This is a genomic window from Marinilabilia salmonicolor (assembly GCF_003003035.1).
In the GTDB taxonomy this organism is placed as follows: Bacteria; Bacteroidota; Bacteroidia; order Bacteroidales; family Marinilabiliaceae; genus Marinilabilia; species Marinilabilia salmonicolor_A.
In genome coordinates, this window is the sequence record NZ_PVTS01000002.1 from 285,612 (window position 1) to 301,746 (window position 16,135).

Consider the following 16,135-nt stretch of genomic DNA (forward strand, 5'->3'; position numbering starts at 1 on the left):
GAGCATGGAGCCATACATGGGGAAGTGAAGTCATAAGCAGGCCAACTGCACATCCATGAAATGTGTGTTAAACATTTACCATCCACCGTTTCCGGCGAGTCTAAAATATAAAGCCCTATTTTTTCTGATTTTGCTCCTCAATAAGCCTCTCTAACCATTCAATAAGTTCATCCAGATAGGACACTATAATCTCCCAAACTATTTCATGATCAACGCCAAAATACTCATGAACAATTCTATTTCGAAAACCCCTGATTCTTTTCCACTCAATCTCCGGATTCTGAATTTTAAAATCATCATCAATACGGTTTGCAGCCTCCCCGATTATCTCAAAATTACGAACAACTGCATCAACTGTTTTTTCATCTGATATAAACTGCTCATAACTATACTAAAGGGTATAACGTTTAATCTTGAGGGCAGATTGAAACATATCATCCAAAAGCAATACTATATCCCGTCTATACAAAAACTAAATCAGAATTAATTGATTTAAGGTACTTCTCTTTTATCCAATTTCTGGAAACCAAATCAACTTTCATCCCTGTAATATCCTCCAGCTCATCAGCTAGATCAATAAACCTGATACCGATTTTCCCTGTAAAATCTACAAGAATATCCAGGTCACTGGATTTGTTCTGTTCGCTCCTCGAAAAAGAACCAAAAATCCCCAGTGATTTAATCGGATAGTCTTTGTACAACCTGCTTTTATGACTATTCAGCTTTTCTATTATTTCCTGTAATGAAATCATATTACACAAAATTAAAATTTTCAGTTAATAAATGAGAACTTTCTGGTTTTCAAATCCCCTCATTTTCTACTAATATTTTGCGCTATCTATTCAAAAAAAAGAAACTTTTCAATTCATAACTCTACCTCACCAACTCGCGGATAACTTTCGAAGCAGCCATCAGACCAAAGAATGCAGGCATATAAGAAATAGTGCCTACAGTAGTCAGCTTATTTCGTTCGCCTTCGGTATGAACAACGGCAGACTGATGCACCGGCTCGGGGCTGAAAACCACATCAAATCCATTTTTAATATTAAACTTAGTCAGTCTTTTGCGAACCATTCGCGCCAACTTACAATGGTATGATTTACTGATGTCGGCCATCTCCACTTTCTCGGGGTTGAGTTTACCTCCTGCCCCCATTGAAGAAATCAGTCGTTGGCCATGATGCACCGCTGAAACAATCAACAGGACTTTCGGTGTTAAGGAATCAATGGCATCCACCACATAATCGAAAGGTTGTTTCAATAAATCATCAAAATCCTCACCTGTGTGAAAAAAACCTCTCGGATGCAATATAACTTCGGGATTGATGGCTTGGAGCCGCTCCACCATCACGTCGGTTTTTGGCATTCCCTGCGTGGCTTCCAGAGCCGGTAATTGCCGGTTTCGATTTGAAGGCTGCACCACATCCCCGTCAATAATGGTAAGTTCACCAACTCCTGCACGCACCAGCATTTCGGCACACCAGGAGCCGACACCTCCAAGTCCCGCAACCAGCACGTGAGCTTTATTTAGCTTTGTAACATTTTCTTTTCCGACAAGCAGTTCGGTCCGTTCCAGCCACTCCATAATTTTTTATTTTTTCAAGTGGTGCCAAAGATAATAGATCGTTAGATTTTTAGAAGTTAGAGATGAGACAAAATGATGAATTCAACTACGCTTCAGTGCAGGAATCAGCTGCTCCCCATTTTTACTGATGGCTTCTTCAAGTACCTTCACAGAAATCCCCCGGATATCTGCAGCCTTATCATACAAAGCCACGATAGATTTGTTGGTATGATCGGTCTCCAAAAAAAAACGATCTTCCGGAATCTGACGAAAAGATTCGGCCGCTTTATTGGAAGGATAAAGAATTTTTGGCCCGAAAGAGAGATAAAACCCGGCCTTAATCAGCTGTTCCATCTCCTGAGGATGACCGTTAAAACCATGAATAATCCAGGGCTGGGCGGGGTTCATGGTTTTTCGAAGATTCAGCACCTCATTGTTTGCTTTAACCGAATGGATGATGAGCGGTTTATTCACAGCTTCAGAAATCTCTATTTGCCAGCAGAATAAGCGTTTCTGGACATCCATGGGTGGCCCCTTCAATTTATCCAGTCCGGCTTCGCCAATGGCGACAACCCGATTGAAATGTGCGGCTTCTCTTACATGCTCCAGAAGTTTCTCCGGATCGTTGCCCTGAATATACCAGGGATGGATTCCATAAGAAAGATAGATCCCCTCCTGATAATCGCAAACGGGCTCCGGAGCAACGCAGCTGACAATAGCATCGATCTCAACCGATTCTTCAGGCCAGGTATGGGTATGAAAATCAAGGTATCGCATAGGTCTGGCTTTGAAGGTTAACCAAAACGGGCAGGAAATAGTTTAATGAAACAAAAAACTTAACCTGCCCGTGTAATATCATTTATGGTTTTATAACCTCAACTACAGAACCTCCTAGCCTTGCTCTGACATCCCGATTGTACATAGCCTCGCAACTTACCGGCGGTAAATAATACTGCCCCGGGAAAGCTGCGTGGACAACAACCACAAATTGCTTGGTTTCGCCGGCATCCAAATCAAAATACGACATTACCCGGTCGTCCCGGATATCCCGATAATCAGGAATGTCCTTTTCATGCACTGCATTCCCCTCCAGTCGGGTATTTCTTATCTCCCATCCTGAAGGAATCAACTGAGTAAGTGCCAGATTCTCAACATCTCCGGATGTCCCGGGATTGCTCACACGCACAACATACAGAAAATCCGTACCTTGTTCAATATTCTCCGGATTAATACGACTACCGTCCATGGTCTGAAATGAAGTTTCCATCCGAAGGTTCTCCGAAAAAGAGGAAGAATCAATCCCAGCGGGAGTGCCTGTCACAATAAGCGTTGCAAACAACTCATCGTCAGTGTCATTGGCAACCTTTACTGAACCATCACGCACCTCACTCACTTCAATATCCCTCTGAGAAACGGCCTTATCAGACCCAATGGTCATCTCATCACCCGAATTCACACTGTAGGTATATTGCAGCGACTCCCCTGCCATGTGCTGACCGGAAAAATTAACAATACTCATCAAAGCCCATGCGGTGGTTTGCGTACTATACCAGTTTTGACTACTCAGTCTTTTTGCGGCTTCACGAACCATTGGAAACGCAGTCTCTCTCCTGTCCAGCAGTGTTAGTGCGTTGATTAGAATCGCTTTATCCCGCAAAGGTGACCCATAGGTACGGTAAACAACCTTAGCTTCATCGGAATCGACACCACCATCCATCAATTCAACAGCCACTTCCTGCATACCGGATATGGAATAAGCGGATGCCAAAAGCCAACGAGCCTGCAAGATTAGATTTTCCTGCTGTCGCAATCGGTTCATCGCCCCTACAACGGGTTCTCCGGCCAGTGCAAGCGTAAACAAGCGATATGCCTGCAACATCTGCTCTGACCCCAAATAACCTGTTTCCGAATCAGGAAGCCAGGCTTTGGCCCGTTGCTTTTGCCATTTCAACCAGGCCGACTTCACGTTTGGCTTAACCATATATCCCTGTTTCTCGGCCTCCAACAGAAAATGTCCTGCATAAGAAGTGCCCCACTCGTTGGGATACGACTGACCGGGCCAATATGCAAATCCTCCCTCGGGAGTTTGATAGGAACTATAGCGATTCAATACACTTCCGATATTCTCCCGTGCCCGGGACTTTTGTTCCTCATTCATATCCACTATTTTGTCGAGATACAATTGAGGGAACCCCCCGGAAGTGATCTGTTCAATACAACCATGGGGATATTCAAGCAGATAGGAGAGCCTGGCGGTCAAATCCATTGGAGGAATAGCACTTACCTCCAACCGTATGGAGTTAGTCCCGGCAATTCCCGGCAACTCATATTTTAAAGACCCTGATTCCTTTCCCTTCAAGCTCGTAAAAACAGTTTTCGTCACCGACGGATTAGGCATCCTAATCATCAGGCTTTTGGTGATTTCATCTTTTCCCTGATTGCTGTTTGCCGAGATGACAAGTTGCGACATTCCGGTAACAGAACCGGTTTCCAGTTCAAAATAAACGGTCTGTTCACCAGGTTGGTCAAAGCTACGTTTCTGAGAGGTTTCACCCGATATCTTATAATGTTCCGATCCTTTCAAGGAAACCGTCACATCCCGTACTTTTTCATCAGTGACAAAAATCGTCACCGGAAGCCAGAGTTTCTCCTGCGGCCCCATCACACGAGGCAGAGAGCTCCATACCATTACCGGCTTTTTCACCTTAACAGTTGTCTCTTCACTTCCGGTAGCGGCCCCGTTGGTTCCTATAACCATTACTCTGACCGAACCGGTATATTCAGGAACCGTAAATTTGTGCTTTTCAGAACCACGCTTCAAATGAAACGGACCAAAAAAGCGGACCATCGGCTCAAAACGACGCATCTGATTCTGACTTCTGTCACCCGATAGTTCTCCGTCACCTCCAACGCTAAACAGCTGCTCAATTTTACCGCCAAAAGCACCAATCACCTCATCGTACAAATCCCAGGTTTTAATTCCCAGAGCCTGCCTTGCATTAAATCGCTGCCAGGGATCAGGCGTAGGGAAACCCGTCAAATCCAGCAAACCTTCGTCCACCACGGCAACCACATAATCAAAAGCTTCATTGTTTTTCTCACTCACCTCAATTTGGGCCTCACTGCCCGGCAGCCATGTATCTGATGTTTCAATTTGCGGTTCCAGTCTTGTTCCCGGATCCTCAACCAAAACCGGAACAACGCCATAAAGTCTGATGGGCCGGTTATTTCCTGTTTGAGCATGCGGCTGAAGCAGCGTGACACTCACATAGATATTGGGACTCATCTCCGGTGTGGCTTTAAAAGAGAACCGAGTCTCTTTAGCTTCGGGTGAAATCCACCAGCTTTTAAGAATACGGGTTCCTGTTTCCACTGAAACCAGGGCACGTCCTTCTTCTGCCGATGGAAAAGTGACCACCACATCTTCACCCACTTTATAGTTCTTTTTATCGGTAGAGAAGATTAATTCGGATGCACTTTCTCCTCCCCTGGACTCACGAGCCCATCCCGGCCAGTCAACCCTGACAGTGGCAGCAGTAGAGTGCCCGGAAGAAGCATTGGCAACCCTTATCAGGTATCGACCCCATTCAGGTTTATCAATGCGCAAATCAAAACTTGCTTTTCCGTTACCGGATGTGGTTACCATGCCATGATCAACCCTGTTGTTGCTGTGAAATGACACATAACGGCCCAGATCTTCATCTGATTTTTCCCACCACCAGCGCCACTCTATTTTATATATGCTGTAGGTAAGATTCTGTCCACCAACCGGATTACCTTCGGCATCCACCGTCACCAGTTCTATGGCATGATCCTCATCGGTAAGCAGGAGTCCCCGATCGTCACCAGGTGGTGTACGCATTCCTGTATAAACATCATAGGGAGATAACGAAACCCGTTGTGAGGAAATACTGAAGGCGCCTCCCTCTTCAAAAACCCGTGAGGTAAGCTGAGCCGTCAGTTTTCCTGGAGCACGCTTATACGATGGCACTCTTTCCCGGAACGAAGCATTTCCCTTATCATTGAGAAGACCATCAAAAATAGTTACCTCGGAAGCATCCAGGCTACGGGTAGCATCATCAAAAATATATCCTGAGTAATCAGGAAAGGAGGTCTTTCGCTCCTTTACCGACATGCGCACATCTGCCCTGAGATCAGAGGCAGGAGAACCGTGTAACCATTCGGAATGAACAGAGAAATCTGTCGATACACCCGATTGTAATTCCTCTTCAGAAAAATCCAGATTTATCTTTAACCGGTTGGGCCTGATGGTTTCCACGCGCAATGTTTTTTCAAACACCACACCTCCCATCGAAATCCGGGCCAGCCACATCCCGGTGGGAGCCTCTTCAGATGTGAGGGTACGAAAGGTATAAAGCAAATTCCGTGGATGTGTACTTACCTGACGGTCAACCAATCTTCCGCGCGGATCGGTTAGCTCAAAAGTTACGGGGTGATTGGAAGACAAGGTTCCGGGACTACTTTCCACAGGCATAAATGAGACAAAAATAGAATCACCGGGGCGCCAAACTCCGCGCTCTCCAAAAATAAATCCACGCAATCCCTCCTTTACGGTTTCCCCGGCTACATCAAAACGATCCAGCGGCAAAGCCTCACCCTCATTGAGCTTAAGATACCCGCGTTGCTTGCCCTGTTTGGCCACAAGCAAAAACGGTGTCTCCTCAAAATTAAAAGCAGCAAAACCCTCTTTATCACTGATCTCTTTGCCCATAGACACCATCTGCAGATTAAACACTTCCACCTCCACTCCTTTGAGTGGTTCGGTATTGCGCAAGTCGGTAACAGTCACCAGCATCTCCCCATTGGTACCACGTTTGGCCATAATTCCCAAATTGGAAGCCAGCACATTGGTTGCCACCCAACGCTGACGAGTGTAGTAAGAATCGGAACATGGATCATCCCTGTCGTACCAGTTGTAGTTGGAGTTATAATTGTATGGATAAGTGGAATAGTAATCATCTGGCTCATCCCAAAACTCATCATCCGAATCAGACTTATTGCCAATGGAAGGTTCCGATTCATCCCCTTCTGAACAGGCATAAATGGCATCCTCTTTTTCAAATCCCAACTCCACGCGATAAATTGCCCCAGGATCGGGTTGTACAAATTTCGAGAGATCAAGCGAAAAGGTATTCCATCGATTCAAGTCCAATGTGGGATCATTATCAATGTCAATGCGTTGTCTGTGAACCAACCGACCGGCACGTTTTAATTGCGACTCTCCTCCAAGTTGGTTGATCTGAAGAAAATGTCCGATGTTGTGCTCATAAATCTTGATAATCCGGACTTTCACCGATTTGAGACTCACTGCTCTGAATGGCAGGTACAAACCATCTGAAAAAGGCATAATGGTTCCTTCTCCTAACAATTCAACCTGAGGCGCTTCAGTGGAAAAAGAAAATGAAAAAGCTCCTTTCCTGTTTAACTTTGTTCCGGCAACATTTGTGATTTCCGGCAATATCTTCAATGTCTGATTTCCCGTGACGGACTCTCCGGGATAAAGTTCCACCCTGTTGTTTTCGATATTCCAGTCAAGATCAACACCCTGCATCACAAAAAGTCCGGAAACATCCTGAGCCGGATCTATGGGGTCACTGAAGGTTACCGTAATCACATTGCGAGGAGCAGACTCCATGCGGGCAGACACAATTTTGAAGTCATCGAGGGCAGGAATGGCAACCTCCAATTCACGATTATCGTCGGGCGATAACGGGCCCTCTGCAACTTCTATCAGCAATTCGTTCTCTGAACGGCCCCGGGACAAACCTGTCACCGACAGTTCATGAACCCTGCCATCAATGTGTGTCCATTCAGGGGACAACTCCGCTCCTTCGTATGTTACTGTTACATTTTTCTCTACCACTTCGTCAACAGCTACATCAGCCAGAGCCACGCGGGCAGTAACTGTATAGGAATCATACTCGGACACCGAAACCGGCTGGATATTTTCCAGACTCAACCAGGCATTTTGCTGAACTGTGCGAAAGGTGAAGAAAAAGGATTCTTTCTCCCCGGGCAACAACCGGGGAAGATTTACCTCAACCTTAAACTCCTTCCCGGAAGGGAGCATCTCTTCAGGTTTAAAAACCAGGGTCCGGCTACCGACCCAAACTGCTGAGCCTTTAACTGATGGAGAAATCTTTACAATTCCCTCCTGCACAACCTTGCCGGCCTCGGCGTTTGCCACCGAAGAGGAAAACTCCACCATTACCGGAGAGGTGGAAGAAACCTGACCGGAAGTGAATGCACTAATTTTAGCATGAAATGGAGAATGCGCGGGCGCATCTTCTTTAACAGAAGATTCACAACCCCAAAAAAGAACTGCGACAATCAGCATTGACGCCAGCGAAGTAAAAATTTTCATAGGGACAGAGTTCCTTTAAATCTGATTTATCCATGAATAAATTGTAATGAGTTGTACAAACTCGTTCCAAATCACATATAAATCAGGTTGAATTAATAATTGAATATAAAATACAATCGTGATACCTATTAGTCTTGCGAAAAGTCATCTTCTACAACCGCCCACCCCATCAGATCAGATAGATAAGCCGTAAGTTCAGCGGCATTTTTCTGATGCTGGGCCACGGTAGGATGCGAATCAATACCAATTCCCAAATCGCCTGTTTGGGGGGACATTTCAAAAAAGGTAACAGAGCCCCTTCCTTTGTCATTGGCCGTATCCACAATATATTTGAGATAACCCCTCACCTCATTCAGTACATCTCCATTCATCATAGGCCCAAGCAGACAAACAATTTGAGGCTGATGGTATTTGGATTGAATGATATCCAGCAAACGCAGGTAGTTATCCACATACAATACTGAATCTCCCCCAATGGTGCTAAAATCATTGGTTCCAAGATTGATGCAAAACACATCGGGTTGCCTGGCAAAATCATATTTAGGAAAATCCTCGTACAAAAATATGCGGTCATAACGATTGGTCATACAATCGGAATTTCCTTCTGCGGGTCCGTCATAATTGCGATATACCCCGATACCTGACTTTGAAACAGAGATATGCCGGGCATATAAATTTCTGGCAGTTATGGCAGCATAAGTCAGATAATGATTTTCTGTCTCCGGTCCAAAAGTATCTCCATTCAGTCCTTCGTTTCCATAACCGCAGGTGATGGAATTGCCAATGAACTCAATAAGGCGGTCCTGTTTGGTAAAGAGTGGTTTCAAGGTTGCCCCCGATTCAAGCTCAAAACCTCTAAAGGTTGTTTTGCCAAAGCTGACTTCCGTGCGTTTAAAAAGTTCTATCTCATGATTTGTCCCAGTCAGTCCTTCCGCCAATACGTAAGCATGTTTTCCTTTAGCTGTATGAATTGTTCGTAACACTTCACCGTCCAAAATAACATTGTAGAAGTTTTCCCCTTTCTCATCCTCCAGTATGGCAATGATAAGGCCTCCGTCAAAACAAGCCCTGATACTCACTCCGGAATAAGCAAAAGATGGAGCTTCAGGGTTTGAAAAATCGATACGCCCTGTATATTCAATCAGAGCGTTACGTGCAGAAATACGGCTTTGAGCATTAAGCAAAAAACCGATCATTGAAAACATAAAAATCAGAAATATTTTTTTCATTAAGGTCACCTTTTCATTTGACCAACTAAAGTACAACAAATCGATGAAAGTTTGATGTTTGGCTTGAAGAGATCATCAACCCGCCATGACTTTTGTCCAATTTTATTAATTTTACAGTTCATAATCAAAAGGCAAACATTAAAAGCCATGAGACAAGCCATTTTCCTGTTCTTTCTTTTACTGACTTCCACAAACAGCGCCTTTGCCAATATTAGTGCAGAGGCTATCCTCGATAGTCTGGATCAGACCATTGCCCGAAAGCAGGAATATGAACAACAAAAAGAAAAGGAGCTTTCCCTGCTTAAAGAGTGGCTCCGGGAAGCGACGACACAAAGGGAAGAATTTGATCTCAGCACACGATTGTATGAAGCCTACCGAAAATATCAGATCGACTCGGCCATTGTATATGCTCAAAAAGCTCTGAAAAATGCAAAAACCCCAGAGAATGTTCAACACACACATCTTCAGCTCGTCATTTTGTACTCTTCCACAGGCATGTTTCGCGAAGCAGAAACCATTCTCCAACGGTTAAATAAAAATGAGCTTCCAAAGTCGCTGTTGGCTGACTACTACAATGCCTGGCGCTTGTTCTTCAATTATTATGCGGCTAATGTGCAGCTTCCCGAATATGATCAAAAAACCAGAACCTACCGCGACTCTTTGATCCAGGTATTGAATCCAGAATCGATGTTTTTTCGCATCAACCAAGCGGAAAGTCTTATAGAAAAAGGGGAAACTCAGCCAGCCGGCCAACTGTTGACCAATATGCTCGGGGAAATCAATCCTGAAAATGAGAACTATGCCATGGTCACCTTCTTAAAAGGATTGCTGCACGAAATCAGAGGAGAAACAGAAAAAAGTCAACGATTCTTCGCTTTATCTGCCATCAATGACATCCGAAAATCCACGAAAGACAACTCTTCTATTCAACATCTGGCGGCACTGGCTTATGAACAGGGCAATATAGAACGGGCTTTCCAATATTCCCAAGTGGCCCTCAACGACGCCCTGTTTTGTAACGTGCAGTTCAGAACTTATTATCTGACACAGTTTTTTACGTTCATCAATGCCAATTATAAGGAGAAAATTGAGAAGCAAAAAAACCAGTTGCTGCTCTTTCTTTTTCTTATCAGCCTGCTTTCTCTGTTTCTGATTGGAGCGGTAATATATGTTTACAAACAAAAAGACAAAGTATCCGGAATCCGCCGGGAGCTGGATGAAATGAACAAGGAACTTTTACGTCTGAACAACAACATAAAGGAGAAGAACAATCAACTGAATGAGCGAAACACCCTGCTGCAGGATGCCAATCAGATTAAAGAGGAGTACATAGCCCACTTCTTTGATCTGTGCTCCAGTTACATCAACAAACTGGAGGATTACCGTAAATCACTCAACAAAAAGGCTGTCAACGGAGAGCACGAAAAATTGTTCAAGATGCTTAAGTCCACCTCCATCATCGAAACGGAGGTGGAAGAGTTGTACCGCAATTTTGACACGATTTTCCTCAATTTATACCCTACTTTTGTGGAGGAATTTAACCAGCTTCTTACCGATGAAGAAAAATCGGAACCAAAGAACGGTGAGAAGTTAAACACTGAGTTGCGCATCTTTGCATTGGTTCGACTGGGCATTACCGATAGCGTAAAAATAGCCTCGTTTTTACGTTACTCTCTAAGCACCATTTACAACTACCGCACCAAAGCCCGCAACAGGTCGGCTGTGCCCCGTGAAAAGTTTGAAGAGATGGTTATGAAGATTGGCACCCTGCGAAAACCAAATCAGTAGATAAATCTTACGCAAAGCTTTAGCCAATCATTAACAATGCCCTGCAAAGATCTGTTCATTGCGAACGTAGTGAAGCAATCTCAATTTTCTAACCGGACACCAATCATTCCATTTCTACTACTTTTTCAAGCTTCACAACAGCAGCAACAAACTCTCTATCAGGAACAAATGTTTTACAACAACTACTTTTAGCACCTTCTTTCACAGGTCGCTTTCTATTTGGCTAACTTTGATTTCCGAAATAAACAAAAACGATAAAACAAATTCATGGCTGCAGAAAGTAAAAGGTTTTATGTAGTGGATGCATTGCGTGGCTTTGCCATCATTTCAATCATGTTATTGCACAACATCGAGCATTTCGACTTCTACTATGTGCCGGAAAACATCCCCCAGTGGATGGCATCCATTGATACGATCATCTGGGATACGATGTTTTTCCTTTTTGGAGGTAAATCATATGCCATGTTTGCCCTTCTATTTGGTTTGACCTTTTACATCCAGATGCACAATCAGGAGAAACACGGAGAAGATTTTCGACCGCGTTTTGCCTGGCGTATGTTTTTGCTGCTGATTTTTGGAATCATAAATTCTGCATTCTTCCAGGGAGACATTTTATCAATTTATGCAATACTCGGAATCCTGCTGATACCGGTGGCCAGATTCAGTGACAAAGCACTATTTATTATCGCCCTCATTTTATTTCTGCAACCCTACGAAATGATCAGGCTTTTTATAGCAATTCAGAATCCTGAAATGCAGATATCCGATCCTGCTTCATGGGCATATTTCGGGAAAATGAGTGAATACGCTGCTGGAGATTCCTTATTTGCCACCATCAAAGGGAACCTCACCAACGGCAAGGTGGCCGTGCTTCTCTGGAACTGGGAAAACGGACGATATTTTCACATTCTGGCCCTGTTTATCTTTGGATTACTTGCCGGCCGAAGAAAGTTATTTGCCTGGAATGACGCAACCAAACAATTCTGGACCAAAGCACTCATTATTTCTGCAGTAGCCTTCATTCCTTTGTTTGCAATAAAAACCAGCACCGGAAACCTTATAGACAGTGACGCCATTCGCCGCTCTTTCAGTATCATTGAAACTTCCTGGACCAACATAAGTTTCATGATTGTCTTGCTTTCTGGGTTTGTTTTGCTTTTTCATTCAAAGTTGATGCATAAAGTACTCAATGTCTTTACCCCAATCGGAAAGATGAGTTTATCAAATTATGTGTTTCAGTCAATCATAGGGGCGTCCATCTACTATGGATTCGGACTCGGTTTATACAAACATGCCAACACCACCCCCGCATTTCTCATCGGACTGGTTCTTGCTGTCATCACCTGGCTTCTTTGCAGCTGGTGGGCAGCAAATCATAAAAGGGGACCACTGGAAGCCATCTGGCACAAAGCAACCTGGTTCAATTCAGAAAAAAGACATCATTAAGGCGAGGCTTTCTGTCTGTAACAACACACTCCTTTCACACACGCCAATGACAATCTGTTACAGAGACTGCCAATTTAAAACCACCCGGAGACTGGATTCTGCGGGTGGTTTTCGTTGTAATCCGGATTATCCATAATTTTTTTAACTTCGATAAATTTTTAATTTTTCCTTTTATCCTGTATGCAACTGAAAACAAAACAATTCTGGGTTTCAGGTCTGGTGATGATGCTTTTCGGAATCACCATGGTAGTGGTGGGCACCATCAACAATTTCCTGGTCGTGGAGTTTGGCGTAGATAAACTTTTCATCGGCCTTTGCGCATCCATCCTGGCTGCCGGGGTGTTTTCAGGTCTTTTCTCATTTGGGCCAATGGTTGAGCAATGGGGCTACAAACCGGTAATGTTGGGGGGGTTACTGCTGGCAATCGCAGGCATAACAGGAATTGTTTACACCCCTCTGGTACTTTATGTTCCGGTATTTTTCTTTTTTATCGGAGCCGGAGGAGGAGCTGTCAATGGAGCCACCAATATGCTGGTGGCCAACATATTTCCAAAGAACAACAGCGCATATCTAAGTCTGCTGGGCGTGTTTTATGGCATCGGAGCATTGGGATTGCCGTTGCTTACCTCACTCATGCTTGAGAGTGATTTTCCCTATCAGACCATCCTGACTCTGGTGGCGGGATTTCTGTTTATCCCCATCCTACTGGTCTCGTTTCTGAAATTCCCCGGAGCCGTCAGGTCGGCCCCCATCCCTCTGAGGAAGTTCTTTCTCATGCTTACCCATCCGGCAATACTACTTTTTGGGTTTTATATGTTTTTTCAGGGCTCTGTAGAAGGCATCATTCCGGTATGGGCTCCGTCCTACCTTTCAGAAATCACAGGAGTAACATACGAAAAAGGGTTATATGCCATTACCATCAGTGCTACGGGCCTTACTTTCGCCCGTCTCTTGCTTGGGCGTTTTCTTAAAATATATCCTACTTTCCATGTATTGCTTATCAGCATGGTCATTTTCACTTTCGGAACAATCATCTTCGGCTGGGGTAGTTCGTTTTTGATCAGTCTCGCCGGAATTGCCATTATGGGACTGGGGATGGCAGCCTTCTTTCCGGTAATGATGGGCTATACTGTAAGTCATTTCCCTGAAAATCCTGGAACTGCCCTTAGCCTGGTTATGGCAATGGGCCTGGGTGGCAATTTACTAATCAACTATATCACCGGCATTATGCTGGATTCTTTCGGCGTCGATAAATTCATTTACATGATTGCAGCATTAATTCTCGGCCTTTTTATATTGCTTTATTTAATAAAAACCAGGCTTTTGGATCAAAAATAACCAGTGTATATCAGAAGCCGCCTCCCCTTTTGCCCAGAGCTAAAGGTTCCCCGAAATCATCCATGGTGGAATCACAATGCAACCAGGATGCTGGTCTCTCCTTAAAAAAACATTTTTTTACAAGGAAATAAATGCTACTTTCGCGGCCGATTTTTTCAACAAAACAATAATAGTAAGAGCATGGAAAATCTGGGAGACTCAGTTTGGTCAGCAGCAGTATTGTTATTTTTCCTGATGGATCCGTTGGGTAACATCCCCGTATTGTTATCCATTCTCAAAGGAATTGAAACCAAACGTCAGCGAATCATCATTGCCCGTGAACTTTTCATAGCCCTGGGAATTCTCCTCGTCTTTCTTTTTGCAGGAAAACCACTGCTCAATTTCCTTCATCTGGAACAGGAAGCAGTAACCATTTCCGGGGGGCTTATACTTCTGATCATAGGTTTACGCCTTATCTTTCCTCAGAAACACGGCCCCATGGGACAAACCCCGGGAGGAGAGCCTTTTCTGGTACCCATTGCCATCCCAATGATTGCAGGTCCCTCCGTGTTGGCTATGCTCATTCTGATGACACAAAGCCAACCCGGCAACATGACCAACTGGTTTTTTGCGTTGCTCATTGCGTGGGCACTTTCGGCCATCATCCTCCAAACTGCTCCGGCACTTCTTCGCGTATTAAAAGAAAGAGGACTCATTGCCCTCGAACGCCTCATGGGAATGATTCTGGTAATGATGGCTGTTCAGATGCTCATCAACGGTTTTAAAGTTCTTTTTGCAGGTTAACAGAATCTGTTTCTTTTTTGCCGGATTACCTTTGACAATTCCTAATCACTATTCTTATATTAGTGATTAGCTATGTTAAGAAGCCGCCTTTTACTCCCCCTTACCTTCATCCTCCTTTGGAACTCCGGGTTCATTGGAGCTGAATTTGGTTTGCCTTACACAGGACCCTTTACACTCATGTTCTGGCGCTACGGAATCCTTACGCTCATCCTTTTTCTTTACCTGCTGATAACCAATCGACTCTGTTTTCCGGAATGGCGTATAACGATTCCAAATATGTTGGTAGGTTTATTAGCGCATGGTGTGTGGCTGACCGGTGTTTTATTCTCCTTAAACCTGGGTGTTCCGGCGGGCATTGTTGCTCTGATTACAGCACTTCAACCCATGGCCACGGGGGCTTTTTCGGGATTAACTACAGGGGAGCAGACCTCCCGGCATCAATGGACAGGACTGACCATCGCCTTTGCCGGGGTGGCCCTTACCATACTTGCACGCATGGACTTTTCCGACCTCGGAACAAGCGGGGCCTACCTTATTCCTTTTGTCTCGGTAGCAGCCATGACCTCAGCCAACCTGATAGAACGAGAAATGGAAATTGCAGAACACTGGCGCCTTCTACCCATGGATCAGACACTTTTTCTCCAAAGTCTGGCCACATTTATGGTTTTCATCCTGCCTGCTGTATTTTTTGAAGATCTAAAAACTCAATGGAAACCCCCTTTCATCCTAACCCTGATGTGGCTTATTGTACCTGTATCAATCGGGGCCTATGCGAGCATGTGGAAGCTGCTTGAACGAATGGAAGCAAACCGCTTTGCAGCCTTTTTCTATTTCAGTCCACCTGTCACCATGCTTATGGCCTGGGTTGCTTTTGGCGACACTCTCTTGCTCACCGATTTGGGAGGACTGACCATCGTATTTACAGGAGTAATCTTCACTCAAAAACATTCTTTTAAAAGGGCAGGGAAAGATTAAAATAGAAGTGTCTGTTCATAAAGTACCGTTCTTCATTACACCACCAAACAAAAGAACGAGCCGGATTGTTTTTAAAAGCACATTACTCAAAAAATCACCAATGGGAATTTATCGTTTACAGGTCCAACAAAAGCTTAATGCTTCCAGGGAAGAAGTCTGGGATTTCATCTCGTCCCCTCACAACCTAAAACTTATCACTCCTGAACATATGGGATTCGATATCCTCACACCCGGGTTGCCCGAAAAAATGTATGCCGGAATGATGATTGAATACCAGGTTCTTGCTCTTCCCGGCTACAAAACACGATGGCTTACGGAAATCACCCAGATACAACCGGGTGAATTTTTTATTGATGAACAACGTTCCGGACCGTATAAGTTGTGGCACCACCAGCACCACATCTCTTATAATGAAAACGGAACCCTCATGACGGATATCGTACACTACATTCCACCGTTTGGCTGGTTTGGAGACCTGGCCAATCAACTGATGATCAAAAAACAACTCAATGCCATTTTTGAGTTTCGGAGAGTGGCCCTGGAGAAAAGGTTTCCCTGATAAAGATCCCTTTAAAAAATCAATGATTATCTGGTTGTTCAGAAATAAAATGACTATCTTAAAATGAAT

General features: G+C 44.3%; 11 protein-coding genes and 1 pseudogene. 6 read left to right on the top strand and 6 right to left on the bottom strand.

All coding sequences use genetic code 11. The features are described from left to right. Positions 1-115: 115 nt before the first annotated feature. The 6 genes and pseudogenes from BY457_RS19315 to BY457_RS02845 all read right to left on the bottom strand — a co-directional run. A pseudogene (locus tag BY457_RS19315) lies at positions 116-376 on the bottom strand (HepT-like ribonuclease domain-containing protein); the annotation flags it as partial. A gap of 85 nt (positions 377-461) precedes the next feature. Further along, the gene (locus tag BY457_RS02825) at positions 462-752 is read right to left on the bottom strand and encodes a nucleotidyltransferase family protein (RefSeq protein ID WP_106151808.1); all 291 of its coding nucleotides are present in this window, start codon (positions 750-752) and stop codon (positions 462-464) included. A gap of 121 nt (positions 753-873) precedes the next feature. Next, positions 874-1,584: a tRNA threonylcarbamoyladenosine dehydratase gene (locus BY457_RS02830; RefSeq protein WP_106151809.1), complete on the bottom strand. Its 711-nt coding sequence runs from the start codon at positions 1,582-1,584 to the stop codon at positions 874-876. Positions 1,585-1,665: 81 nt separating this feature from the next. Next, positions 1,666-2,340 (bottom strand): TatD family hydrolase, encoded by a 675-nt coding sequence (locus BY457_RS02835; protein WP_106151810.1) that lies wholly within the window; start codon positions 2,338-2,340, stop codon positions 1,666-1,668. 82 nt (positions 2,341-2,422) lie between these two features. Continuing rightward, entirely contained in the window at positions 2,423-7,948 is a 5,526-nt protein-coding gene (locus BY457_RS02840) for an alpha-2-macroglobulin (RefSeq protein ID WP_106151811.1), read from the bottom strand. A 128-nt stretch (positions 7,949-8,076) separates the two neighbouring features. Further along, entirely contained in the window at positions 8,077-9,177 is a 1,101-nt protein-coding gene (locus tag BY457_RS02845) for an SGNH/GDSL hydrolase family protein (RefSeq protein WP_106151812.1), read from the bottom strand. Positions 9,178-9,324: 147 nt separating this feature from the next. Between BY457_RS02845 and BY457_RS02850 the strand changes: the two genes are divergently transcribed. The 6 genes from BY457_RS02850 to BY457_RS02875 all read left to right on the top strand — a co-directional run bounded on the left by BY457_RS02850 (position 9,325) and on the right by BY457_RS02875 (position 16,066). After that, entirely contained in the window at positions 9,325-10,965 is a 1,641-nt protein-coding gene (locus BY457_RS02850; protein ID WP_106151813.1) for a DUF6377 domain-containing protein, read from the top strand. 267 nt (positions 10,966-11,232) lie between these two features. Next, positions 11,233-12,411 carry a DUF418 domain-containing protein gene (locus BY457_RS02855; protein WP_106151814.1) on the top strand — a complete coding sequence of 393 codons (1,179 nt, stop codon included), beginning with the start codon at positions 11,233-11,235 and terminating at the stop codon, positions 12,409-12,411. Between the two features lie 180 nt (positions 12,412-12,591). Beyond that, complete coding sequence (locus BY457_RS02860; RefSeq protein WP_106151815.1) at positions 12,592-13,749, top strand: MFS transporter; 1,158 nt, start codon at positions 12,592-12,594, stop codon at positions 13,747-13,749. A 180-nt stretch (positions 13,750-13,929) separates the two neighbouring features. Beyond that, a complete protein-coding gene (locus BY457_RS02865; RefSeq protein ID WP_106151816.1) occupies positions 13,930-14,532 on the top strand; it encodes a MarC family protein in 603 nt (200 codons plus the stop codon). Between the two features lie 72 nt (positions 14,533-14,604). Continuing rightward, positions 14,605-15,507 carry a DMT family transporter gene (locus BY457_RS02870; RefSeq protein ID WP_106151817.1) on the top strand — a complete coding sequence of 301 codons (903 nt, stop codon included), beginning with the start codon at positions 14,605-14,607 and terminating at the stop codon, positions 15,505-15,507. A gap of 100 nt (positions 15,508-15,607) precedes the next feature. Continuing rightward, on the top strand, positions 15,608-16,066 hold the full coding sequence (locus BY457_RS02875) for an SRPBCC family protein (protein ID WP_106151818.1): 459 nt from the start codon (positions 15,608-15,610) through the stop codon (positions 16,064-16,066). The last annotated feature ends 69 nt before the right edge of the window (positions 16,067-16,135 follow it).